Origin of the sequence: Chitinophaga alhagiae (assembly GCF_003568665.1) — a bacterium.
Taxonomy (GTDB): Bacteria; Bacteroidota; Bacteroidia; order Chitinophagales; family Chitinophagaceae; genus Chitinophaga; species Chitinophaga alhagiae.
In genome coordinates, this window is record NZ_QXMH01000002.1 from 57,872 (window position 1) to 81,209 (window position 23,338).

Genomic DNA, 23,338 nt, shown 5'->3' on the forward strand with positions numbered 1-23,338 from the left:
CATGAACCCCTGGGTAGAGACCAGGAACACCACTGACATCAAGAACAGAACCGGTAACCTGTACGAGTCCATTGCCATTATTGCCAAAAGGGCAAACCAGATCAATATCACCGTAAAGGAAGAGCTGCATTCCAAACTGGAAGAGTTTGCCAGCCATACGGACAACCTGGAGGAAGTGCATGAGAACAAGGAGCAGATAGAGATCTCCCGTTTTTATGAGAGACTGGCCAATTCCGCTATCCAGGCTACCAACGAGTTCCTGGAGAACAAAATTTACTTCCGTAAGAACGATGACGATCTGTATAGCTGATCTCACCGTTTATCACGAAAAATATTAACTTCATAGCGGCAGAATGTTTTGTTCTGCCGCTTTTGTTTTGTGACATGCTACAAGGGAAAAAAATTCTTTTAGGGGTTTCCGGCAGCATTGCGGCCTACAAGGCGGCCATACTGGTGCGCCTCCTGGTAAAGGAGGGGGCCCAGGTAAAGGTGCTGATGACGCCGGCCGCCTGCGATTTCATTACCCCGCTTACGCTTTCTACCCTTTCCAAAAACGAAGTGGGGGTTACCGTCAGCGAAAACGGCACCTGGGCTAACCACGTGATGCTGGGCCGCTGGGCAGACGTGATGCTGATAGCCCCGGCCTCCGTGAACACCATCGCCAAAATGGCCAACGGCATTTGCGATAACCTGCTGCTGGCCGTGTACCTCTCCGCCACCTGCCCGGTGCTGTTTGCGCCGGCCATGGATGAGGACATGTGGCTGCACCCCGCCACCAAAGCCAATGTGGCCCGCCTGCTGGCCTATGGCCACCGGCAGTTGCCTGTACATAAAGGGGAACTGGCCAGCGGCCTCTTCGGCGAAGGCAGAATGGCCGAGCCGGAAGCCATCGTAGCATACCTCTACAGCTTTTTCAGCGGCGAACAGCAGCAAAAACCGCTGGCCGGCAAAACGGCCCTGGTATCTGCCGGCCCCACGCAGGAGCCTATAGACCCCGTGCGTTTCATCAGCAACCATTCCAGCGGTAAAATGGGCATTGCCCTGGCAGAAGCCCTGGCGGAAGCCGGCGCTACGGTGGAGCTGGTGCTGGGCCCTACACACCTGGGCACGCTCCACAAAGGCGTGCATATCCATCGTGTGGTAACGGCGGCAAATATGTTTGACCAATGCACGGCACTGGCCCCTTCCGCGGATATCATGGTGATGGCCGCGGCGGTGGCCGACTACAGGCCCCGCAGCGTGGCGGATAAAAAGATCAAGAAGAAGGAGGAAGACATGCGCCTGGAACTGGAGAAAACGGCAGACATTGCCCGCACCCTGGGCGCGCAGAAAAAGAACGGCCAGGTGTTGGTGGGCTTTTCGCTGGAAACCAACAACGAAAAAGAATATGCGCTGAAGAAATTACAGGACAAGAACCTGGACATGGTGGTGCTCAACTCCCTGAACGACGCCGGCGCCGGGTTCAACCATGATACCAATAAAGTGACACTGCTCTCCCGCAGCGGGCAGGAGCAGGTGCTGCCCCTCCAGTCCAAACAGGAGGTGGCCCGCAACATTGTAATGGCTATAATTGATCTGCAACATGCTTAAACGGATTGTATTCTTTTCCCTTTGCCTGCTGGCCTGTTACCGTTCAGACGCCCAGGAGCTGAGAGCCAACGTATCTGTGCAGGCGGCCCAGCTGGGCACCAGTACAGACAAAAAAGTATTTGCCACCCTGCAAACGGCCCTTTCGGAATTTATCAATAACCGCCGCTGGTCTGATGACGCTTATGCGCCCGCGGAACGCATAGAATGCAACTTCCTGCTGAACGTTACCCAGGCTTTGGGCAACAATACCTACAAGGCATCCCTCACCATACAGGCCACCCGGCCGGTGTACAACTCCGGCTACACCACCAGCCTGCTCAATACGCAGGATAACAACGTGGTGTTCAAATACGTGGAGTTCCAGCCGCTGGAGTTCAACGAGCAGCGCATTGTAGGCAATGACCCGCTGGTATCCAACCTCACCGCCATACTCGCGTATTACAACTACATCATACTGGGCCTGGATTACGACTCGTTCTCTCCCCGCGGCGGCGACGCTTTTTTCAAAAAGGCGCTTAACGTGGTGAACAACGCGCCAGACGGCAAAGACATTTCCGGCTGGAAGGCGTTTGAAGGCAACCGCAACCGCTACTGGCTGCAGGATAACCTGCTGAACGTGAAGTTTGCCCGTTTTCATGACGTGATGTACCAGTACCACCGCATGGGGCTTGACCAGATGTATGAAGATACCAACAAGGGCCGCGCCGCCGTTATGAACTGCCTCACGCTGCTCATGGGCATTCACGAAGAGCTGCCCAACTCCATGCTGCTGGCCGCTTTCTTCAATGCCAAAAACGACGAACTGTTTAAAATATTCTCCAAGGCGCCCCCGCAGGAAAAAACCAGGGCGGGGCAGATGCTGGCGCAACTGGATGTGCCCAATGCAAATAAATACCAGCAATTAAGATAAATGATGAACCTGAGAAAGACAGTCGGCGTTTTATTGTTCAGCGTGCTGCTGGCCTGCGGACAGGCAGACAGAACGCCGAAGGGCGTATTGCCCCCTGAAAAGATGCGGGATATTTTGCTGGATATGAACTATGCGGAAGTATATGGCCGTGACCAGGGCGTAGACACCGTGCATATTGCGGATAGCGTGAGGGAGCAGCATATCAAGCGGTACTATGTGCAGATACTGCAGTTGCACAACGTTACGAAAGACGAGTTCCTGAACAGTTACCGGTTCTATGAGTTGCATTCGGACCGGCTGGAAGAAATATACAAGCAGATGCAGGCTATTGTGCAAAGGCGGAGGGAAGTGATGGATTCCATTGAGCGCAAACAATCCGACCTGAAATATGGCATTGAACGGCGCACGCACTGGGACTCGCTGTACTGCCCGGCAGACAGCCTGCGGCTGATTTTACCCTGAACCACCACAACACCAAAACATGCAGAAAGTAATTGTTAACGCTGACGAGGCCGTGAAAGACATTCCCAGCGGCGCCACGCTGATGCTGGGCGGCTTTGGCCTGTGCGGCATTCCCGAAAACAGCATTGCGGCGCTGGTACGCAGCGGCATCAACAACCTCACCTGTATTTCCAACAACGCGGGGGTAGATGACTTTGGCCTGGGCCTGCTGCTGAAAACCCGGCAGATCAGGAAAATGATGGCTTCTTACGTGGGGGAGAACGCGGAATTTGAACGGCAGCTGCTCTCCGGCGAGCTGGAGGTAGACCTCATTCCGCAGGGCACCCTGGCCACGCGCATACAAATGGCGGGGATGGGCATCCCGGCGTTTTTTACCCCCGCCGGTTATGGTACCGAAATAGCCGAAGGCAAGGAAACCCGCCGCTTCAACGGCAAGGATTACCTGATGGAACTGGCGCTGCATGCGGACTTTGCCATTGTAAAGGCCTGGAAAGGGGATACGATGGGCAACCTCGTATTCCGCAAAACCACCCGCAACTTCAGCACCTCCATGGCCAAAGCGGGCCATATCACCATTGCCGAAGTGGAGCACCTGGTGCGGCCGGGTGAGCTGGACCCGGACCAGGTACATGTTCCCGGTATTTATGTACACCGCATTTTCCAGGGGAGCGGTTATGAAAAACGCATTGAGCGAAAAACAGTTAAAATCTAAAACCTGCTGTTATGGCCCTCGATAAATTTGGTATTGCAAAACGTATTGCGCAGGAGCTGCGTGACGGTATGTACGTGAACCTGGGCATCGGTATTCCCACGTTGGTATCCAACTTTGTGCCCGCCGGCATTTCCATTATGCTGCAGTCTGAGAACGGGATGCTGGGCATGGGCCCTTACCCCGCGGAAGCGGAGATAGACGCAGACCTTATCAACGCCGGCAAGGAAACGGTAACCGTGCTGCCCGGCGGCGCCTTTTTTGACTCGGTCGAGAGTTTTGGCATGATACGCGCGGGTAAGGTAGACCTGACCGTGCTGGGCGCCATGGAAGTGTCTGATACGGGAGATATCGCCAACTGGAAAATACCCGGAAAAATGGTGAAAGGCATGGGCGGCGCCATGGACCTGGTGGCATCTGCCCAAAACATCATAGTGGCCATGATGCATACCAACCCCAAAGGGGAAAGCAAACTGCTGCCGCAATGCTCGTTACCGCTCACCGGTGTTAAATGTGTAAAAAAAATAGTGACGGAGCTGGCTGTGCTGGATGTTACGCCGGAAGGCTTTCAGCTACTGGAACGCGCGCCGGGCGTGAGTGTGGAGGAGATAAAAGCTAAAACGGCCGGGCGCCTGGTCATAAAAGGCGATGTGCCTGAAATGGTTTTATAATCGTAACTTACAGTATGCAATTGTGTTATAACGGAAAATTCATGGCGGCTGATAAACCGTTGCTGACCGTAGATAATCGCAGTTTCAGGTATGGCGACGGATGTTTTGAGACCATGAAGGTGTACCAGGGGCAACTGTTGCTGGCCGACCTCCATTTTGAGCGGCTGATGATGAGCCTGCACATTCTTCATTTTCACATTCCACCGCACTTCACCAAAGAATACTTTACCGGCCTTGTGCTGGAACTGTGCCGCGCCAGCGGCGTAAGTGACCTGGCCCGTGTGCGCCTCACCGTATGGCGGGCCGGAACAGGACTGTACGATCCCGTAGACCATACGCCGGAATTTATCATCCAGTGCTGGAAGCTGCCAAGGCATATTTTTGAGCTGAACCAGGCCGGCCTCACCATGGACGTGTTCCCGGACGCTATCAAACCGGGAGACAAACTGTCAAGCGTAAAATCCAACAACTGCCTGCCCTACGTACTGGCCGCCCTTTACGCCAAAGAGCACCAGATCAGCGAGTCACTGTTGCTGAACCAGTACGGCCGCGTGGCAGACAGTACCATTGCCAATGTTTTTATTGTTAAGGGGAACGATATACTAACCCCGCCGCTCAGCGAAGGCTGCGTGTGCGGCGTGATGCGCAAGCACCTGCTGCAGACCGAAATACCTTTCAAGATAAAAGAACAGCCGCTCCGGATCAGCGATCTGGAGAACGCTGACGAAATATTTCTCACCAACGCCATTTACGGCATCCGTTGGGTAGGGCAGTTCCGCGATACCAGTTACGGGAACGCTGCTTCCGTGATCCTGCATGACCTGCTGTACGAGTCTATGTTGTAAGCGGGCATCTCAGGCCACCATCGATTTCAGTTGCTCAATGGCCGTTCGGCCTTCTTCGCCCAGGTCAAGGCTGAACTGGTTAACGTAAAGGTCTATATGCTGGCGCATCACCTGCTCGTCCATTTCCTGGGCATGCGCTTTTACATAGGGAGAAAGCACAGGGTAAGCGGCAAAGGCCTGCTGCAGGCTGCTGCGGATCAAAGCGTCTACCTGCTGCTGTATTTCCTCCGGCACGTCTTTCCGTATAAAAATACCGCCTAATGGAATGGGCTGGCCTGTTTTGTTTTCCCAGAACTCTCCCAGGTCCGCCAGTTTGACCAGTCCTTTTTGCTGATAGGTGAAACGGTTTTCATGGATGATAACGCCGGCGTCTGCGGCGCCGCTCAATACGGCGTTCTCGATGTCTGAGAACAGCATGATCTTTTTATGCCGGGCATCCGGGTAGGCAATGCTGAACAGCAGGTTGGCCGTGGTGTTTTCCCCGGGAATGGCTACCGTGAGGTCTTTCACCCTTGCGGCCTCCACAGGCTCGCGGGCTATCAGCAGCGGGCCGCAGCCTCTTCCCAGCGCGCTGCCGCTGTTGAGCAGGCAGTATTGGTCCGCCACTTTGAGGCCGGCGGCAAAACTCAGCTTGGTGATGTGCAGTTTGCCGTGCATAGCCCACTGGTTGAGCGTTTCCACATCTTCCAGCAGGGTATTGAATTGCAGGCCGTTGGTGTTGAGCTGGTGGTTGACCAGCGCATCAAATATGAACGTATCGTTCGGGCAGGGCGAAAAGCCCAGTGTCAGTTCCATATCCGGTTATTCTTTTTGACGCAGCTCTTCCAGCAGGGAGCGCAGCGTATTGTTTAGGTTTTGCAGGGCAAGGGAAATGTTCCATTTGCTTTTGTCCCGCGGTTCCACATAATTGGAAATGCTGCGCAACTGTACAAAAGGTACCTGTTCCAGCAGGCAGCTGTAGTGGAAGGGTGCTCCTTCCATCGTCTCCACGTCTGGCCGGTATTGCGCCTGCAGGCGGGCAACAGCGGTTTCGCTGCCGCTCACGGTATTGACGGTAACGCCTGTTGCCTGCGGCAGGCCCTGGAGGCTTTCCGGGAAAAGGCGCAGCGTATTCACCAGTTCTTTTTCCGTAAAAGGCGGCATGCCGGCTTCCCACAGGCCCATGTCGAACAGGTCGAGAAAACGGCCGTTGTCATCCGCGCCCAGGTCTCCCAGGGTCTCCCGGGCTACCAGTACGGTTTCTCCCAGCGGCCAGCCGCGGCGGAAACTGCCGGCAATACCGGCCTGTATGGCCAGATCCGGCCTGTTGCGGGCAAAATACCGGCCCAGCTGCCAGGCGGCGGCCATCATGCCCACGCCGGTGATCAGCACGTCCACATCGGGGTACTTTTCTTCGTCCAGCCAGTTCAGCGCTGTTTTTATTTCCAGTTCCGTAGCGGCAACGAGCAGCAATTTCATCCTGTAAAGGTACATTAAACTCCTACATCCCCCCGTTCTCGTCTAATTGCTTTAAATTTGCAGAAATTTATCACAACTACTAGAAATGATCTATCTGACGCGCGTGGAGCATTTTAATGCGGCACACAAGTTATTTAATCCGCAATGGAGCAAGGAGCAGAACCTTGAGGTGTTCGGCAAATGTGCGAACGACAACTGGCATGGCCATAATTATGACCTGCATGTGACTATCAAGGGCAACCCCGATCCCGAAACCGGCTTTGTGTTTAACGCCAAAACCCTGGGGGTATTGATCAAAGACGTGATCGTTGAGAAACTGGACCATAAGAACCTGAACCTGGACGTGGATTTTATGAAAGACAAGTTCACTTCTGCGGAAAACGTGGCCATTGCCATCTGGGAGCAACTGGAAAAACACCTGCCGGGCACGGTGCAATTGCATTGCATCAAGTTGCACGAAACCGCCAAGATCTACGTAGAATACTACGGCGGCAAATAATTGACTAAAAACAGGACTATGGCTTACAAGAAGGAAGAAAAGTACGAGGAGAGAGTGACATCGGGACTGATAGGGAATTATAAGGAAGCAATAGCGCTGCTGGGAGAAGATCCGGAGCGCGAGGGGCTGTTGAAAACCCCGGAACGGATGGCCAAGGCCATGCAATATATGACCCAGGGTTACGGGCAGGATGCCCGGGAAATACTCCGCGGCGCACGTTTTACGGAATCTTACAGTGAAATGGTGATAGTGAAGGACATAGAGCTGTACTCCATGTGCGAGCACCATATGCTGCCCTTCTTTGGCAAGGCGCATGTGGCGTATATCCCCAATGGTTATATTACCGGCCTCAGCAAGATAGCCCGGGTGGTAGACGTATTTGCCCGCCGCCTGCAGGTGCAGGAGCGCCTTACCCACCAGATACTGGACGCTATCCAGGAAACCCTGGAGCCGCAGGGCGTAGGCGTGGTGATCGAGGCACAGCACCTTTGCATGATGATGCGGGGCGTACAGAAACAAAATTCCGTGACCACCACCTCCGCTTTCAGCGGCCAGTTCCAGGATGGCGCTACCCGCGCGGAGTTCATGAAACTGATCAGCTCTGACCTGCTCAGCCGCCGGTAAAATGCCCCGGCAACAAGGTCCCTATGGTTTAAGCCAGCATCTGCCGGATTAAACCATATTTTTTTACATATATTTGTTATCTGATAATTAACAAGATTGAAGCAAATCAAATGAAACACGCCTTTGTATTTCCCGGTCAGGGAGCACAGTTTACCGGTATGGGTAAAAGTTTTTACGACAACAACGCCCAGGCCCGGTCTTTATTTGAAAAAGCCAATGAGATACTGGGTTTCCGGATTTCAGATATCATGTTCGAAGGGTCTGAAGAAGACCTCAAACAGACCCGGGTAACGCAGCCGGCGGTGTTCCTGCATTCCGTGATCGGTTACCTCTGCCTGAGCAACCCGCGCCCGGAAATGACGGCCGGCCACTCCCTCGGCGAGTTCTCCGCCCTGGTGGCCAACGGCGCCCTCGGTTTTGAAGATGCCCTGCGCCTGGTGGCCATCCGCGCCAACGCCATGCAGAAGGCCTGCGAAATAACGCCGTCCACCATGGCCGTAGTACTGGGTATGGAAGATGCAAAGGTAGAAGAGATCTGCGCTACCATTACAGATGATGTAGTGGTGCCCGCCAACTATAACTGTCCCGGCCAGCTGGTGATTTCCGGCACCAAAACGGCCATTGCCCGCGCCATTGAGCTGCTGAAAGCCGCTGGCGCCAAAAGGGCCATGGAGCTGGCCGTTGGGGGCGCTTTTCACTCCCCGCTGATGGCCCCCGCCCAAAACGAGCTGCAGGCCGCCATTGAAAAAACGGCCTTCAACACGCCTGTTTGCCCCGTTTACCAGAACGTGGTGGCCAAAGCCGTAACAGACCCGCAGGAGATCAGGCAAAACCTCATCAGCCAGCTCACCGGCGCTGTAAAATGGACACAATGCGTACAAGCCATGATCGCAGACGGTGCGGGCCGGTTTACGGAAGTAGGCCCCGGCAAGGTACTGCAGGGACTGATTGCCAAAATTGACAAAAACGCGGTTACGGACGGTATCAGCACCGGACTGGAGGAAGCGGTAGCGAAAGGATAAGCCGCAGGCTGCCAACCAGTTCAGCAAACACGCAAACCTGCTGCATCAGCAATATGCATATACTGCAGGGTGGGCGATCCGTTACAAGCCTGCTTTGTGGCAGGCGTGATATTTGGCCGGAACAGGTTGCGGCAAAGACATATGGCAGGGAAAATGCGGCCACATTATAACAGTAGGGCCGCATTTTCACTATACATGGTTAATTTACTATCAGAAAAGCAGCATCGCTGCATGTTCACCTCCTGCATCGGCATTTCCAGGAGTTTCCTTTAACACGCTCCCATGGCAGGTTTTAGCATATCTTCACTATAGCTGCTCGTGACCTTGGCTATAGATGGGCCATATCTCCTCCATATCAAAAGCATGGATGCGTGTAGGTGCAAACATATTTGCATTAGCCGATTTTCGATACTATTGTAACTATTCCTCCAGCTTTTCCGTTTTACGCATACAATACATCCCGCCATGAAAACAACTTTTTTCTCCATCCTGGCAGGCGCGGCCCTGCTCACCGCCTGCACCAAATCTCAAAGCCTGGAAGACCGGTGGCTGGAAAAAAGCCAGCGGAAGGAAGTGATCGTTTTCAGGGAGGCGGTACCGGGCGCCGGCACCGATGTTGCGGAAGAGCGGAGCTTCTATTTCCAGAGCCGCCAGCTGTCGCCTGAAGTAAGCCGGGCCAACGAATCAGGCATTTATTTTTACTCCGTTCAGGGAGACAGCCTGCTGCTGCGCACCCGGCAGGAAAAATTCTATTTTCGCATGAGCGCAGACGGCCGCTCTTTTACCATCGGGCGTTTCTTTACAGACCCGGGCGGGCTGGGAGATATACTGGTGTTTGAGAAACAATAGGGGCGGCGCCGCACACTATTCCGCCACCCTCCGAACATCCGCTATTGTTCGCGTACAAATGCCAGCTAACGCCGCACACTATTCCGCCACCCTCCGAACATCCGCTATTGTTCGCGTACAAATGCCAGCTAACGCCGCACACACTATTCCGCCGCCTTCCGAACATCCGCTATTGTTCGCGTACAAATGCCGGCTAACGCCGCACGCTATTCCGCCACCTCAATGCTCGCATTCCACCACTCCGGGTCAAACTTCGCATTGTACTTTTTATAGAAATTGATGGCGGGCTCGTTCCATTCCAGCACCTGCCATACGATCCCGTTCAGTTTCCGCTCTTTGGCTTCCACTATCAGCCGGTCAAATAACAGTTTGCCAATGCCCTGGCCGCGGGCGCTTTCCGTTACAATGATATCTTCCAGGAACATGCGGCTGCCTTTCCACGTAGAGTACCGGATGTAGTAGAGGGCCAAGCCGGTGATAACGCCGTCTGTTTCCGCTATAAAGGCCCACCATACGGGGTTGGGGCCAAAGCCGCTTTGCTCGAAATGTTCCAGTGTTACGGTAACCTGCTCCGGCGCTTTTTCGTATAAGGCCAGTTCCCGCACCAGTTCCATCATGCGGGCGCAATCTTTTTTCTCTGCTCTTCTTATGTGAATGGGTGTAGACATATTCCTTTTTTATTGCAAAGCCTGGTCAAGGTCATTGAGTATATCCGTTACGGCTTCTATGCCCACGCTCATACGGATGAGGCCGTCTGTGATCTCGTATTTCTCCCGTAGTTCTTTCGGCACGCCGTAGTGCGTCATGGAGGCGGGGTGGCATATCAGGGTGTCGCAAGTGCCGAGAGATACGGCGCGGAGGCACATCTGCAACCGGTCTATAAAACGTTTGCCTGCTTCCAGGCCGCCTTTCAGCTCAAAGCTCAGCATGGCGCCGGCGTGTTTCATTTGCCGGGCGGCAACGGCAAAGTCTGGATGGTCTGCCAGGCCCAGGTAGTTCACTTTGGCCACGGCGGGGTGCCCGTCAAGAAAACCGGCTACCTCCATAGCGTTGTGGCAATGACGCTCCATGCGCACTTCCAGCGTTTTGATGCCCTGTGTCAGCAAAAATGCGTCGAAGGGGTTGCTATTGGCGCCCAGCAGGCGGTGTACCTTTTCTACCGGGCCCCGCATGGCTTCCGCATCCCTTCCTATCAGCACGCCGCCAATGGCCGTGCCGTGGCCGTTCAGGAACTTGGTGGTGGAATGAAAAACATAATCTGCTCCATAGGCAAAAGGCTGCTGCAGGTACGGGGTGGCAAAGGTGTTGTCTACCGCGGATACCAGCTTGTGCTGCTGTGCCAGGCCCAGGAGCGCTTCCAGGTCTACGCAGCGCAGGGTAGGGTTGGCCGGCGTTTCCAGGTACATCATGCGGATGGCGGGATCTGCCTTGATGGCGGCTTCGGTGCCTGCCACGTCCTGCATGTCCACTATCACCGCTTCAATGCCCAGCGGCGGCAATATTTTCCTGAACAGCTCGTCTGTGCCGCCATAGAGAGAATAGTGGGAAATCACTTTGTCGCCTGCCTTGAGGTGAGAGAGGAAGAGGGTAGACAGCGCGCCCATGCCGGAGGAGTGCAGTTTGGCCTTGGCCTTCAGCGGGCTGCCGTCCGGGCCGGTAAGGCCAAAACATTCCAGCGCCGCCATTTTTTCTTCGGCTTCGCGGAAATTGGGACTGTCCCAGCGGGTGTAAATATAGCCGTCTTCCTGCCCGCTGAAGCGGCGCATGCCCTGGTCTGCAGAGTCGTATACATAGGTAGACGAAGCGTATATGGGTGTAAGGTGGGCATACAGGGGATCCTGTTCATGCCCGGCATGTACGCATACTGAACTGAAACCAGTGAGCGGTGTTTGTTTCATGGTTTGATATTTGAATGTTTTCCGGTTATGAGTATCTTGTTATAATTTTTTCCTTGTAAAAATAAGACATAATTAGATGAAGGATCTCCTGTTGCAGTTGGCAACGTACAACATGTGGGCTAACCAGCGGCTGCTGCATCTGCTGGGAGGGCTGGGAGAAGAGCGGTTGGACAGGGACCTGGGCAGCGGTTTCCCCACCTTGCGCAGCACCATCTATCACATCTGGGATGTAGAGAGCATCTGGTACCAGCGTTTGCAGCTGGCTACGCCGGTAGTACGGCCTACGGTGGGTTTTACCGGCACCTGGCAGGAGTTTGCGCAGCAGTTCGGCCGGCAGAGCGCCATGCTCCGGGATTTTATTGCCACCGCTTCAGACGCCCGGCTGGCCCATACCATTGAATACCATCACCCGGTAAAGGGCATCTGCAAGTCTGCCGTGCAGCATGCCATTCTCACCGTGTTCAATCATTCCACCTTCCACCGCGGGCAGCTGGTAACCATGCTGCGCCAGTCTGGTGTGAGCAAAATACCGGCTACGGACTTTATTGAGTTCACCCGCAGCAAGAAATAAGTTAAGTTTGTATCTATGAGTCTTCCATCTTTTTACGTAAACGTTCCCAGGCACCTGGTAGCAGTAGATTGTATCATATTCGGGTTTGAGGACGGGAAGCTGAAGCTCCTGATCATCAAAAGGAAAGTAGACCCTATGGAGGGCGCCTGGTCTCTGGTGGGCGGTTTTGTGCAGGAAGGCGAAAGCACCAACAACGCGGCCACGCGCGTATTGCAGCAAACCACCGGCATACAGGATATTTACATGGGCCAGTTGCAGTGTTACGGAGACGCGGGCAGGGATACCGGCGCGCGGGTCATTTCCGTGGCCTATTATGCATTGATACGTGTCAGCGAGCATGACCGCATGCTGGCCGATAAGTACGGCGCCCACTGGCTGTCTCTGCACCAGATACCGGAGCTGATCTTTGACCATAGCCAGATGCTGGCAGACGCCCTGGCGCGGCTGCGAGACAAGGCGCGCTTTCACCCCATCGGGTTTGAGCTGCTGCCGGAAAAGTTCAGCCTGCCGCAACTGAGGAACCTGTACGAAGAAATTTACCAGCGCCCGCTTGACAAGCGGAATTTCAGGAAAAAGATACTGGCTATGGACATCCTGGAAAAGCTGGACGAGAAAGACAAAAGCACGTCCAAAAAAGGAGCGAACCTGTACCGTTTCGACAAAAAGAAATACGCGGCCCTGGCGGATAAGGGTTTTGTGTTTGAGATATAACGTCATCCTGTAAAAAAACAATGGCGCCCAAACGGGCGCCATTGCCATTGTATGCCTGCCGGCTTCGTTAGGACTTCCGCTTCCAGATATCCACTTCCACGTCATTCCGCCGGTTGGCGCCATCCGTGCTCCTCCCTTCGGCAATGTATTTTTCCAGCAACGCCGTGAGCCGTTGAACAATTTCCGGATGTGCCGCTTCTTCATTGACCTTTTCAGCGGCATCTTTTTCCATGTCATACAATTGCACCGCCGGCAATCCGGCCAGCAGCGCGTCTTTGTTCTTCGGCGCGGCCCATCCACCGGAACCTGCTCCCAGTATCAGTTTCCAGTTTCCTTCCTGTATGGAAAAATTGCCGTCTATGGAATGGAATACAATAGCCTCACGCGGTTGCTTTCCTGCGCTGCCTTTCAGGTAGCGGAGTATGCTGTAACTGTCTTCCGCAGCATTGTCTGGCAGCGCTGACGCGGTAATGTCGGCACAGGTGGCCATAAAATCCGTGAGAGATATCACGTTGTCACTGGCGGTGCCCGCCTTTACCTGCGCCGGCCACCGGGCAATGAACGGCACGCGGTGCCCGCCTTCCCAAATGTCTGCCTTATACCCCCGGAACGTATAGCTGGGCTGGTGCCCCAGGGCTTCCACATCAAACTGTTTCAATACGTAGGGCGCAAACCCGTTATCGCTGGTAACAATTACCAGTGTGTTGTCTGCAATGCCCAATGAGTCAAGGGCCTGCATGACCTGCCCCACCGCCCAGTCTGTTTCCATCATATAGTCGCCGTAATCCGTAACCCCGCTTTTGCCTTTGAAGGTACTGTCTGGCACAATGGGCGTATGTGGGGAGGGCAGTGCAAAATACAGGAAGAACGGCTGCTCCCCCGATGCCCGGGACGCCATTACCTGTTTGGCTTTGCCGGTAATAACGGGCAGTACGTTTTCCGCTTCAAAATCAGCGGCGGCGGGCCCTTCGCGTACCCATTTTTTTGACACCGCGGGAATGGCGGTAGCCTTATCGTTCTCTATGAACACATAAGGCGGCATGTCAAGAGACGCGCTGATGCCAAAAAAATAATCGAACCCGAGGCTGAGCGGGCCATGTTGTATCGGCTGGCTGTAATCTATTTCCCAGCCTGTTTTTGCCAGCGAGTCAGCCTGGCCTTTCAGCTGCCAGTCCAGCCCCAGGTGCCATTTGCCGATGGCGGCGGTGAAATATCCTTTTTCCCTGAGCATGGCGGCCACGGTAAGGCGGTTGCTGTCTATCAGCGGCGGGGAGTAACCATAGAGCACGCCTTTCTGCAGGCGGGTACGCCAGGCATAGCGGCCGGTAAGCACGCTGTAACGGGAGGGCGTGCAAACGGCGGAGCTGCTGTGGGCGTTGGTGAATTTCATGCCCTGTTCGGCCAGCTTGTCCATATGGGGGGTAGCTATTTTGCCGTTGGGGTTAAAGCAGTGAACATCACCATATCCCATATCATCAGCCAGGATGAACACGATATTGGGTGTGGCCTGTGCGGTTTTTCCGCCCGGCGCCTGGCCGCAGGCCGCTATGGAAACGGCGCCCAGCAGCAGGATGCACGGGAGCCAGCCGCCCGGCCCAAAAACAGTTTTTCGCATATCAATCATCGTTTTGTTTAAAAGTACCCCGGGTTCTGACTGCCCAGGTTGGCGTTGTTAATAAATTCGGTAGCCGGCAGCGGGTAGAGGTAATAATTGTTACCGGTAACCGGGTGCGCAATGGTCTTCTGGTCAGGGAACTGCAACTGCAGGTAATCGAGCTGCGGCTGAATGGCTGCCTTGAGCAGTCCCCGGCGGTTCAGGTCAAAATACCGTTTGCATTCAAAGCTCAGTTCCACGCGGCGCTCCTGCGCAACGGCGGCCCTGAAAGCGGCCTGATCGGCAACGGTGGCGGCGGTGAGCGCTGGCAGGCCGGCTTTCAGGCGGCTGGCATTCAGCAGGTTGAAGGCCTCGCCGTCAGGCACAAAACCGTCTTCATTCAAGGCTTCCGCGCGTACAAGCAATACTTCCGCATAACGTATCAGCGGAAAGTTCCAGGTGCTCATGCCGGCCGGGTCTTTTTCGTTGAAGTATTTGTTAACGTATTGCAGGCTGCCCGCCGGGCGCGATGCGTCAATGAAATTGGGCAGCCCGTAACCGGCCATGATAACGCTCCTGCGCCGGTCTTCCGCCTGAATGGCCTGTACAATGCCGTTGCCGGAAGAGGGGCCGCCGCCTTTGCCGTTCAGCAAATTGTCTGTAGGCAGAATAATGGCGCTGCCACTGGGCGTTTCTCTCGGCGCAAAGAACGTACTGATGCTGCTGGTGGTTTCCCCGGCCACGCCGCCGTACTGCACTTCAAATAATGCGCCTGCGCCGTTTTCCGCGGAGCCGTTAAAATTGGCCGCATAGTTGTCTGCCACGGCGCCCTTTCCAATTACTTCGGCCGCTTCCCGGGCGGCATCGCCCCATTCTCGCAGCTCCAGGTGTACCATGGCCAGCAAGGCCCTGGCCGCATAACTGGTAGGCCTGCCCGCTTCCTGGCCGTTGCCGCCGGAATAGGTGGCGGGCAGCAGCTGGGCCGCTTCGCGCAGGTCTGTTTTGATCTGGTCATACACTTTCCCGATGTCTGCCCTTGGCAGCTCCGCGTCCTTGCGGTCTTTGACCTCGTCCAGTATCAGCGGCACGCCGCCAAACAGCCTCACCAGGTTGAAATAATAAAATGCGCGCAGGAACTTGGCCTGTCCTTCCATGGCATCGCGCACGGTGTTGCTGGAAAAATCGGTAACGTGCTGCAGATTGGCCAGCAGTTTGGACGCCCTGGTAACACCGCGGTAGTGCTGTACCCATACGGTTTGCGAGTGGCTGAAGCCTTGTTCCACCACATAAATGTCCGGCTCCAGTTCATTGCGCCAGGCCCAGCCATCGTCACTGGCCAGGTCTGTGAGGCGCTGCATGGGCCCCTGGTACAATGCCATCAGGGGCGCATACACGCCGTTCAGCACGGTAGTGGCGCCTGCCTGCGTGGTGAGGAGCTGGTCAAGCGGTATCTGCCCCTGCGGAACGGGCGAAAGTATCTTCTTGCACCCCAGCAGCAGGAACCCGCATAACAGGAAGATGGTACCGGTATATTTGAAGTATTGCATGCTCGTGTTTTTTAAGTTCGTCAGTCAAAATGTGATCTGTGCAGACAGTGTGTATTGCCGCGTCATGGGGTAAGGCGTGTGATCTATGCCGCCCGTCAGCAGGTTGGCGCCGCTGGAGGCTTCGGGGTCAAGCCCCGAATAACCGGTGAGGGTGGCAAGGTTGGTGCCTGACAGGGTAACCCTGGCGGCGTTGACGCCCAGCCGTTTTACGGTGGCGGCCGGCAGCTCGTAGGAGAGGCTGACGTTTTTCAGGCGGATAAAGTCCGCATCTTCCAGGAAGCGGGTAGACACGCGGGTGGCCAGGTAGGTGGTATTGCCGCCCTGAGAAGGCCTGGGAATGTCTGTACTGGTATTTTCCGGCGTCCAGAAATTGGCTACTTCCGCCAGTTGCTGGTTGAACGGAACAGAGCGGGCGTTCAGGTTGCGGATGGAATTATACAGCTTGTTGCCTGTGGCAAAGTTCATGAATACGGACAGGGAGAAGCTGCCGTAGCTGAAGGTATTGTTGAAACCGCCTGATACCTTGGGCTGGGGGATGCCCACAAAGGTCTTATCTCCATCATCAAGAATGCCGTTGTTGTTCAGGTCCGCATAGCGGGGATCTCCCGGTACGGCGCCAGACCATTTGGCCGCTTCGGCCTCTTCGCCCGGCTGCCATACGCCCATGTACTGCAACATGTAAAAGCTGCCTATTTCCCGGCCCGCCACCGTCATGTTAGACGGCTCGTTGGCCAGCGCAATATTGTCTCCCGGTATCCGCAACGGGTCTCCGATGGAGTTGGTGCCGATGTTCAATGCCTTGTTCCTGTTGAAAGACATGTTGAGGTCTGCGTTCCACCGGAACCGCCGCTGCACAATGCCCGCATGGAGGTCCATTTCCACGCCGGAGTTCTTTACCGCGCCCAGGTTCACCGTGGGGTTTTCCGGCACGCCGGCGGTAAAGGGGATGGGCAGCCTGATGAGCAGGTCTTCAGAGCGTTTGCTGTAATAGTCCGCCGTGAGTGCCAGCCGCCCGTTCAGCAGCACGAGGTCGAAACCCGCGTCAAACTGCCTGGCGGATTCCCATTGCAGCATGGCGTTGCCGATGTTCTGCGGGGCGTTGCCCACTACAACGGCGTTGCCAAATACATAGGGCGCGGCGCCTGCGCGTGTGATAAAAGCAAAATCCCCGATGTTCTGGTTGCCTGTGAGGCCGTAGCTGGAGCGGAGCTTCAGTTCGTTGATAACGGTGGAATGTTTCAGGAACTCCTCGCCCGTGAGCCGCCAGGCCGCGGAAACAGAGGGGAAGATGCCGTATTGCCTCTCTTCGCTGAATTTGGAAGACCCGTCTCGCCGCACGGTGGCGGTCAGCAAATAACGGTCATCAAAACCATAGTTGACCCGCAGAAAGGAAGAGGCCAGCCCCGCGCTCACATTGCCGCCACCTGCCGTGAAATTGGTCTGATTGGCCAGCTGGTTGAGCGAGTTATCTACCGTGCCGGTACCGGTAACGGTGGAAGAACGTGTGTTGAACTGCTGTGCGGAAACACCGGCCAGCGCTGTCAGTTTGTGTTGGCCGAACAGTTTGTCGTATTGCAGCGTAAGGTCGGATACCCAGTTCACATCCCGCCGGGAGGCTTCCGTTACGCTCCCGATGGCGCGGGTGAAGATGCCGATCTTGTAATAGGGCAGGAAGTTGTAGGTGTTGCTGTAAACCAGGTCTGTACCAACGTTGCCCGTCATAACAAGGCCTTTTGCCAGTGTGAGCGAGGCTTTGATGTTGCCCAGCAGGCGGGTGGTGTTGCGTTCGTTGACCGGCGTCAGCAGGTTGATCAGCGGGTTGCTGTTTTCCCCGAAATATGGATCGGCAGTAGTGGCAATGGCGGTCAGGTTGCCGGCCTCATCATAGGGCAGCAGGTAACGGTGGCTGGATATCAGCCCGCGGTACGCGCCGCCATGAAAACTGTCATTGTTGACCACATGCTCGCGCTGGTGCGTGCCGGAAAGGTTGGCCGAAAGCCTGAGCCGGTCCCGGATGGTGAGGTCGTTATTGCCCCGGAAAAAATAGGATTTCAGGTCGGAGTTACGGATGATGCCTTCCCGGCCGAGATACCCGGCGGATATGGCAAAGCGGTTGTTCTCGGAGCCGCCGTTCATGCTCAGGTTGTAGTTCTGCCTGAAGGCCGCCCTGGTACCCAGCTCCTGCCAGTCTGTATTTATTTTCCAGACAGGATCGTTCGGGTTTTCAAAAGCCGCGGTGTTGCGGTTGGAGTTTTTGAAGGCTTGCAGGAATAGCTGGCGCTGCTGTTCGGAAGACAGCACTTCGTACCGGCGGGCTATCTGTTCCATGCCCGCATCTGTGCTGAAAGTGAATTGCGTTTTGCCCGCCTTGCCCCGGCGGGTGGTGACGATCAGCACGCCGTTGGCCGCCCTGGCCCCGTAAATAGCGGTGGCGGACGCGTCTTTCAGGATGTCTATGGCCACAATGTCTTTGGGGTTGATGGTAGAAAGGCCGCCGCTGTAGAGGGGTACGTCATCTACGATGATCAGCGGGTCGTTGCTGCCGGTTACGGAGCCGATGCCCCTGATGGAAATAGCGAAGCGGCCGTTCAGGTCGCCGCCGGTCTGCCGCACCTGAACACCAGGCGCGCGGCCCTGCAGGGCATCCTGCAAATTGGCCACGGGCCGGCTTTGCAGTACTTTTTCCCCTACGTTGGCCACTGCCCCGGTAAGGTCTGTTTTTTTCTGCGTGCCGTAGCCCACCACCACTACTTCATTCAGGCCCGATGCCGCGGGTTGCAGGGCAATGGTCATTTCTTTTCCCGGGTCTGCTTTTGCCTCCAGCCGTTCATAACCCACCCTGCTGAAAACCAGGGTGGCCCCCGGTTCTACATCTGCCAGCCGGAACCGCCCGTTCTCATCGGTCACCGTGCCCTGCTGCCTGCCTTTGACCTGTACTGTTACCAGCTGCAGCGGGCTGTTGCTGGCGGCGTCTTTTACAACGCCCGTAACCGCCGCGGTCACCTGTTCCGGCGCGGCGGGGGGAGGCGGTATGTTTTTCCGGGACAGGATGATGGTTTTTCCATCTATCACAAAAGACAAGGGAAGCGTACGGAATACTTCGGCCAGCGCCTGTTGGAGCGGCTGCCTGTCAAAGAAAGCATCTATCCTGCCAATGTCTTTCGTCATCTGGTTATTATACAGGCAGGTGTAGCCGGTCTGCTTTTTGACCTCGGCAAAAAAAGCTTCCAGCGTCATTCCCTTTTTGCTCATGCTAATGTATTGTGCATTGACGCTTGCAGTTGCCTTCATGCAGAAAACCAGCAGTAAGATATGCAGCTTCATAAACAGAAGAATTTTTGGGAATAGGCGAACTGCCAGGGCATACGTTTGCCCCGATCCATTTATTTGCATAAATTTGAATTGTTGGGTGTCTGTCAATAAAATTGTTACCTCAGTTTTACCAGCATTGCCCAATTCAGCCAGGCGCACCGCAAATGTTCCTGGCTTTTATTTTGAACAATGTATCAGTTTTTCATACGCTGTTATGTTTTCATACGTTTGCCGTTTTTAGGGTGATCAATCGATTTATTGTTTCCGGAATACATGTACGTTGCCGTTTTGTATGCTGAAGCCCGCCGCGCCGGTGAGCGAGAGTTTTTTCAGCACGGTTTCCAGCGCTTCTCCGCGGCTGATCTCGCCGGTGAACTGGAGTGAAGACACGTCGTTGTCATACACTACCTGCACATCATACCAGCGCGCCAGTTGCTGCATCACCTCCTGTATGCTGCTGGTCTTGAAAAGGAATACGTTGTTTTTCCAGGCCAGTACCATGGCCGTGTCTGCCTGCACTACCTCAATCTGGCCCTTTCCCCTGCCAACCCTGGCCTGCTCTCCCTGGCGCAACAGCTTTGCCGCACTGCCCGTTGTTACGCGTACCGCGCCGTTCACCAGGGTGGTGTTGATGCTGCCGGCATCTTCATAGGCCGTTACATTGAAGCTGGTACCGAGTACCTGTACTTCCATGCCGTTCAACTTCACATAAAACGGGGCGCGGGCGTTGGCCTTTACTTCGAAGAACGCTTCACCCAGCAGTTCCACGCGCCGCTCGCTGTTTGAAAAAGCCGCCGGGAAAGTCAATGTGCTGGCCGAGTTCAGCCACACTATGGAGCCGTCAGGCAGTACGATCCTGTACTGGTTCCCTTTCGGAACAACTAAATGATTGAGGGGGATGGTGGCCGCTGCGGCAGGCGCTTTGCCGGCCTTGTATATGAGGGTGCCGGACTGTTGGATGATGTTTGTGCTGCCCTGGCTGGCCAGGTTGCCGTTGCCGGCGCTGTCAAGCGCTACCTGGCTGCCATCCGCCAGCACCAGCCGCACGCCGCCACTGCCGGGCTTTGCGGGCGCCTGCGCCATGGGGGGATAGGGTGGCGCCGCTTTGTTGCCCATACCGTTCCGCATAAGCCAGTACCCCGCCCATACCAGGCATAGCAGGGCGGCCGCGGCCGCCAGGCGGTACCAGTTTTTTCCTTTACGTGGCCGCTCTTCCGCCATGGCCTGCTCCACCGCCTGCAGCATACGGCTTCTGAACCCTTCCGCCGTATCAGGCCGCTCCAGCCCTACCTCCTCCGTTTCTTCATTGCCGGCGGCATCGTACCAGGCATGCAGCCATGCCTTTTCTTCGTCAGAAGCAGTACCCGCCAAATATTTGCGGGCAAGTTCCGCAAGCTGTGCTTTGTTCATACATCTAGCCGTTACATTAGTATATAGAGTGCCTGCCGCAACAATACCCCCTAACCGGGCATATTTTTTTCAGGCAATGCGGTTTACCGGAGAATGAGGAAAAGGAGCAGGCCAGGGAAGGAACAGAAGAGCCGGGCCAGGTTGAGCCGGATGTTTTTCAGCGCTCTTGTAAGATGGTTCTCTGCCGTTTTGGGAGATATTTTCAACATGCCCGCCACCTCGGAGAGCGGTTTGTCTTCTATTTTGTTATATACAAATACCAGCCGGCATTTTTCCGGCAGGTTGTCAGCCAGCTTTTTCACCAGCTCCATCATCATTTTATTGTCCACCGCCTCTTCCAGGCCGGCTGCCGTGCTGGGGCCTTTATGCAGGTAGCGGTGCCTGGCCTCTTCCTGGCGGTTTTCCCGGGCAAGATGGTGGTATACGGCGTGCCGGGCCATGGTGGCCAGGTAGCGGGAAGGGTGGTCTATTTCCAGGGCATGTCTTTTTTTCCATAAAACGATGAACACGTCTTGCACTATTTCTTCACAAATGGCGGCTGACGGCAGGCGCTTATGGCAGACAAAAAACAGTTTGTTCCAGTACCGGTCATACAGTTCCCTGAAGGCAGACACATTATCTTTCCTGATGTGCTCAAATAAAACCTTGTCTTCCAAAGATGAAAAAACACTCATGAATTGTCAAAATAGTATTATACCGGAAATTGTTTAACAGGCATCAGCGGCCCGAACAGTGGCAATGGGCCTTTTTGTTTTGATAACCGCAATCCCTTTATTGGCGGCTGTTGCAGTCATTTTTGTATCAGAATGTTATTGGTTGATGCAATTGCTTTTACTAAAGTAATTAAAATAATGATTTTCTAATAGCCTTCTTTTTTGTGCCGTTCTTATGTTATTATAACATAAAAAAGGAAGGGCTGACCTTGCGGCCAGCCCTTCTACTATCATCCGGTGTTGTCAGTTCTTGTGGTTGCTCCCGTCATACGCCCACTTCACATAGCAGGCGCCCCAGGTAAAGCCGCCGCCAAAGGCGGCCAGTATCAGGTTGTCTCCCTTCTTCAGCTTGCTTTCCCAGTCCCACAGGCAGAGGGGAATAGTGCCGGCGGTAGTGTTGCCGTAGCGCTGGATGTTGATCATGATCTTTTCTTCCGGTACGCCCATATAGTCTGCCGTGGCGCTGATGATGCGGAGGTTGGCCTGGTGGGGTACCAGCCAGGCAATATCTTCGGCGGTGAGGTGGTTGCGGTCCATAATGTTGCGGGCCGCTTCAGACATGTTGGCCACTGCGTACTTGAACACGGTCTTTCCCTCCTGGAACACGTAGTGCTCGCGGTTGGCCACTGTTTCCGCAGAAGCGGGGCGGTTGGAGCCGCCGGCCTTCATATTGAGAAATTCCCGGCCGTGGCCGTCGCTTTTCAAGATGCTGTCCACCAGGCCCAGCCCTTCGGTATTGGGTTCCAGCAGCACCCCGCCGGCGCCGTCGCCAAAAATGATGCAGGTGGCCCTGTCTGAATAGTCAATGATGGAGCTCATTTTGTCCGCGCCTATGATCATTACTTTCTTGTAACGGCCGCTTTCAATGAACCTGGCGCCAGTGTCCAGCGCATATAAAAAGCCGGAGCAGGCGGCGCCAATGTCAAACCCGAAGGCATTTTTAGCGCCTATCTTATCCGTAACCACGTTGGCAGTAGCCGGAAACACCATGTCTGGCGTAACGGTGGCCACTATCAGCAGGTCAATTTCTTCGGCGGAGATGCCTCTTTTCCGTAAGATCTCCTGTGCTACAGGTACGCACAGCTCGGAAGTGCCTTTCCCTTCGCCCTTCAGTATCCTTCTTTCCTTGATGCCCGTTCTGGTGGTGATCCATTCGTCTGTTGTGTCAACGAGTTTCTCCAATTCCTGGTTCGTCAGTACATAGTCGGGAACATACCCACCCACCGCTGTAATAGCGGCCGTTATTTTGCTCATATTGTTAGGATAAGTTATTAAAATGGGCGTAAAAATACGACATAAACGAATAATTATATTTATGATTTAAATTTGGCCTCTTATTCTTGCATATGATCGCTTATCTGAACGGCAAATTAGCCTATAAATCGCCCGCCCTGGTACACCTTGACGTGAACGGGGTGGGGTATGAAGTACAGATCAGTCTACACACCTGGTCCCAGATCCAGCACCTGGAAACCTGTAAGCTGCTTACTTACGTACATATCAAGGAGGATGCCCACACCATGTACGGCTTTTTTGAGGATGCCGAGCGCAGCATGTTCCTGCAACTGATCAGCGTTTCAGGCATAGGGGCCTCTACCGCCCGCATGATGCTCAGCTCCCTCCACCCGGAAGACATTCAGCGGGCCATTGTGATGGAAAACGAAAAAATGCTGGAAGGCGTGAAGGGAATAGGCGCTAAAACCGCCAAGCGCCTGATCCTGGAGCTGAAAGACAAGATGAAGAAGCATAAAGAAGAAATAACATATTTATCTTCGCCCAGTCACAATACAATACAGGATGACGCGTTAAATGCTTTAGTCACCTTGGGAATAGCCCGTAATATGGCGGAGCAGGCGGTACAGAGGGTACTGAAAGCCGAGCCGCAATTAAATGAATTGGAGATACTTATAAAGAAATCCCTCAAAAATTTATAATTTTAAATC

General features: G+C 54.7%; 24 protein-coding genes. 14 read left to right on the forward strand and 10 right to left on the reverse strand.

Annotated elements, in window-relative coordinates; genetic code table 11:
* The first annotated feature begins 1 nt into the window (after position 1).
* The 7 genes from D3A97_RS11055 to D3A97_RS11085 all read left to right on the forward strand — a co-directional run bounded on the left by D3A97_RS11055 (position 2) and on the right by D3A97_RS11085 (position 5,187).
* The gene (locus D3A97_RS11055; protein ID WP_232825935.1) at positions 2–310 is read left to right on the forward strand and encodes a DNA-directed RNA polymerase subunit omega; all 309 of its coding nucleotides are present in this window, start codon (positions 2–4) and stop codon (positions 308–310) included.
* 74 nt (positions 311–384) lie between these two features.
* Positions 385–1,590 carry a bifunctional phosphopantothenoylcysteine decarboxylase/phosphopantothenate--cysteine ligase CoaBC gene (gene coaBC / locus D3A97_RS11060; RefSeq protein WP_119078576.1) on the forward strand — a complete coding sequence of 402 codons (1,206 nt, stop codon included), beginning with the start codon at positions 385–387 and terminating at the stop codon, positions 1,588–1,590.
* The gene (porD, locus tag D3A97_RS11065; protein WP_119078577.1) at positions 1,583–2,500 is read left to right on the forward strand and encodes a type IX secretion system protein PorD; all 918 of its coding nucleotides are present in this window, start codon (positions 1,583–1,585) and stop codon (positions 2,498–2,500) included. Before coaBC ends, porD begins: the two co-directional genes overlap by 8 nt.
* Positions 2,501–2,962 carry a DUF4296 domain-containing protein gene (locus tag D3A97_RS11070; protein ID WP_119078578.1) on the forward strand — a complete coding sequence of 154 codons (462 nt, stop codon included), beginning with the start codon at positions 2,501–2,503 and terminating at the stop codon, positions 2,960–2,962.
* A 19-nt stretch (positions 2,963–2,981) separates the two neighbouring features.
* On the forward strand, positions 2,982–3,674 hold the full coding sequence (locus D3A97_RS11075) for a CoA transferase subunit A (protein ID WP_119078579.1): 693 nt from the start codon (positions 2,982–2,984) through the stop codon (positions 3,672–3,674).
* Between the two features lie 11 nt (positions 3,675–3,685).
* On the forward strand, positions 3,686–4,342 hold the full coding sequence (locus D3A97_RS11080) for a 3-oxoacid CoA-transferase subunit B (protein ID WP_119078580.1): 657 nt from the start codon (positions 3,686–3,688) through the stop codon (positions 4,340–4,342).
* A 41-nt stretch (positions 4,343–4,383) separates the two neighbouring features.
* Complete coding sequence (locus tag D3A97_RS11085) at positions 4,384–5,187, forward strand: aminotransferase class IV (protein WP_157986480.1); 804 nt, start codon at positions 4,384–4,386, stop codon at positions 5,185–5,187.
* A gap of 9 nt (positions 5,188–5,196) precedes the next feature.
* Here the strand turns inward: D3A97_RS11085 and D3A97_RS11090 are convergent, their stop codons facing one another.
* Positions 5,197–5,982 carry a 1,4-dihydroxy-6-naphtoate synthase gene (locus tag D3A97_RS11090; protein ID WP_119078582.1) on the reverse strand — a complete coding sequence of 262 codons (786 nt, stop codon included), beginning with the start codon at positions 5,980–5,982 and terminating at the stop codon, positions 5,197–5,199.
* A gap of 6 nt (positions 5,983–5,988) precedes the next feature.
* Entirely contained in the window at positions 5,989–6,645 is a 657-nt protein-coding gene (gene mqnB / locus D3A97_RS11095; protein WP_157986481.1) for a futalosine hydrolase, read from the reverse strand.
* Positions 6,646–6,730: 85 nt separating this feature from the next.
* Between mqnB and D3A97_RS11100 the strand changes: the two genes are divergently transcribed.
* From D3A97_RS11100 to D3A97_RS11115, 4 genes are all read left to right on the forward strand, one after another.
* Entirely contained in the window at positions 6,731–7,144 is a 414-nt protein-coding gene (locus tag D3A97_RS11100) for a 6-pyruvoyl trahydropterin synthase family protein (RefSeq protein ID WP_119078584.1), read from the forward strand.
* An 18-nt stretch (positions 7,145–7,162) separates the two neighbouring features.
* A complete protein-coding gene (gene folE / locus D3A97_RS11105) occupies positions 7,163–7,768 on the forward strand; it encodes a GTP cyclohydrolase I FolE (protein WP_119078585.1) in 606 nt (201 codons plus the stop codon).
* A gap of 110 nt (positions 7,769–7,878) precedes the next feature.
* Positions 7,879–8,790: an ACP S-malonyltransferase gene (gene fabD, locus D3A97_RS11110; RefSeq protein WP_119078586.1), complete on the forward strand. Its 912-nt coding sequence runs from the start codon at positions 7,879–7,881 to the stop codon at positions 8,788–8,790.
* Positions 8,791–9,255: 465 nt separating this feature from the next.
* Positions 9,256–9,639: a hypothetical protein gene (locus tag D3A97_RS11115; protein ID WP_119078587.1), complete on the forward strand. Its 384-nt coding sequence runs from the start codon at positions 9,256–9,258 to the stop codon at positions 9,637–9,639.
* Between the two features lie 206 nt (positions 9,640–9,845).
* Here D3A97_RS11115 and D3A97_RS11120 read toward each other — a convergent pair whose 3' ends face one another.
* Together D3A97_RS11120 and D3A97_RS11125 are read right to left on the reverse strand one after the other, a co-directional pair.
* Positions 9,846–10,307: a GNAT family N-acetyltransferase gene (locus tag D3A97_RS11120; protein WP_119078588.1), complete on the reverse strand. Its 462-nt coding sequence runs from the start codon at positions 10,305–10,307 to the stop codon at positions 9,846–9,848.
* Between the two features lie 9 nt (positions 10,308–10,316).
* Entirely contained in the window at positions 10,317–11,537 is a 1,221-nt protein-coding gene (locus tag D3A97_RS11125) for a trans-sulfuration enzyme family protein (RefSeq protein ID WP_119078589.1), read from the reverse strand.
* Between the two features lie 76 nt (positions 11,538–11,613).
* On the opposite strand from D3A97_RS11125, the gene D3A97_RS11130 reads away from it, so the two are divergent.
* Both D3A97_RS11130 and D3A97_RS11135 read left to right on the forward strand, forming a co-directional pair.
* Positions 11,614–12,108, forward strand: a complete 495-nt coding sequence (locus D3A97_RS11130; protein WP_119078590.1) for a DinB family protein — start codon at positions 11,614–11,616, stop codon at positions 12,106–12,108.
* A 15-nt stretch (positions 12,109–12,123) separates the two neighbouring features.
* The gene (locus tag D3A97_RS11135) at positions 12,124–12,819 is read left to right on the forward strand and encodes an NUDIX hydrolase (protein WP_119078591.1); all 696 of its coding nucleotides are present in this window, start codon (positions 12,124–12,126) and stop codon (positions 12,817–12,819) included.
* Between the two features lie 67 nt (positions 12,820–12,886).
* Here the strand turns inward: D3A97_RS11135 and D3A97_RS11140 are convergent, their stop codons facing one another.
* From D3A97_RS11140 to D3A97_RS11165, 6 genes are all read right to left on the reverse strand, one after another.
* Positions 12,887–14,434, reverse strand: a complete 1,548-nt coding sequence (locus tag D3A97_RS11140; protein WP_119079532.1) for a sulfatase family protein — start codon at positions 14,432–14,434, stop codon at positions 12,887–12,889.
* Between the two features lie 17 nt (positions 14,435–14,451).
* On the reverse strand, positions 14,452–15,960 hold the full coding sequence (locus tag D3A97_RS11145) for a RagB/SusD family nutrient uptake outer membrane protein (protein WP_119078592.1): 1,509 nt from the start codon (positions 15,958–15,960) through the stop codon (positions 14,452–14,454).
* A 24-nt stretch (positions 15,961–15,984) separates the two neighbouring features.
* Positions 15,985–19,284 carry a TonB-dependent receptor gene (locus tag D3A97_RS11150; protein WP_157986482.1) on the reverse strand — a complete coding sequence of 1,100 codons (3,300 nt, stop codon included), beginning with the start codon at positions 19,282–19,284 and terminating at the stop codon, positions 15,985–15,987.
* A gap of 243 nt (positions 19,285–19,527) precedes the next feature.
* A complete protein-coding gene (locus tag D3A97_RS11155) occupies positions 19,528–20,682 on the reverse strand; it encodes a FecR family protein (RefSeq protein WP_119078594.1) in 1,155 nt (384 codons plus the stop codon).
* Between the two features lie 83 nt (positions 20,683–20,765).
* Entirely contained in the window at positions 20,766–21,356 is a 591-nt protein-coding gene (locus tag D3A97_RS11160; protein WP_119078595.1) for an RNA polymerase sigma factor, read from the reverse strand.
* A gap of 282 nt (positions 21,357–21,638) precedes the next feature.
* Positions 21,639–22,649 carry a beta-ketoacyl-ACP synthase III gene (locus tag D3A97_RS11165; protein WP_119078596.1) on the reverse strand — a complete coding sequence of 337 codons (1,011 nt, stop codon included), beginning with the start codon at positions 22,647–22,649 and terminating at the stop codon, positions 21,639–21,641.
* A gap of 92 nt (positions 22,650–22,741) precedes the next feature.
* Here D3A97_RS11165 and ruvA point away from each other — a divergent pair, with 92 nt between their 5' ends.
* Complete coding sequence (gene ruvA / locus D3A97_RS11170; RefSeq protein ID WP_119078597.1) at positions 22,742–23,329, forward strand: Holliday junction branch migration protein RuvA; 588 nt, start codon at positions 22,742–22,744, stop codon at positions 23,327–23,329.
* Positions 23,330–23,338 lie beyond the last annotated feature (9 nt).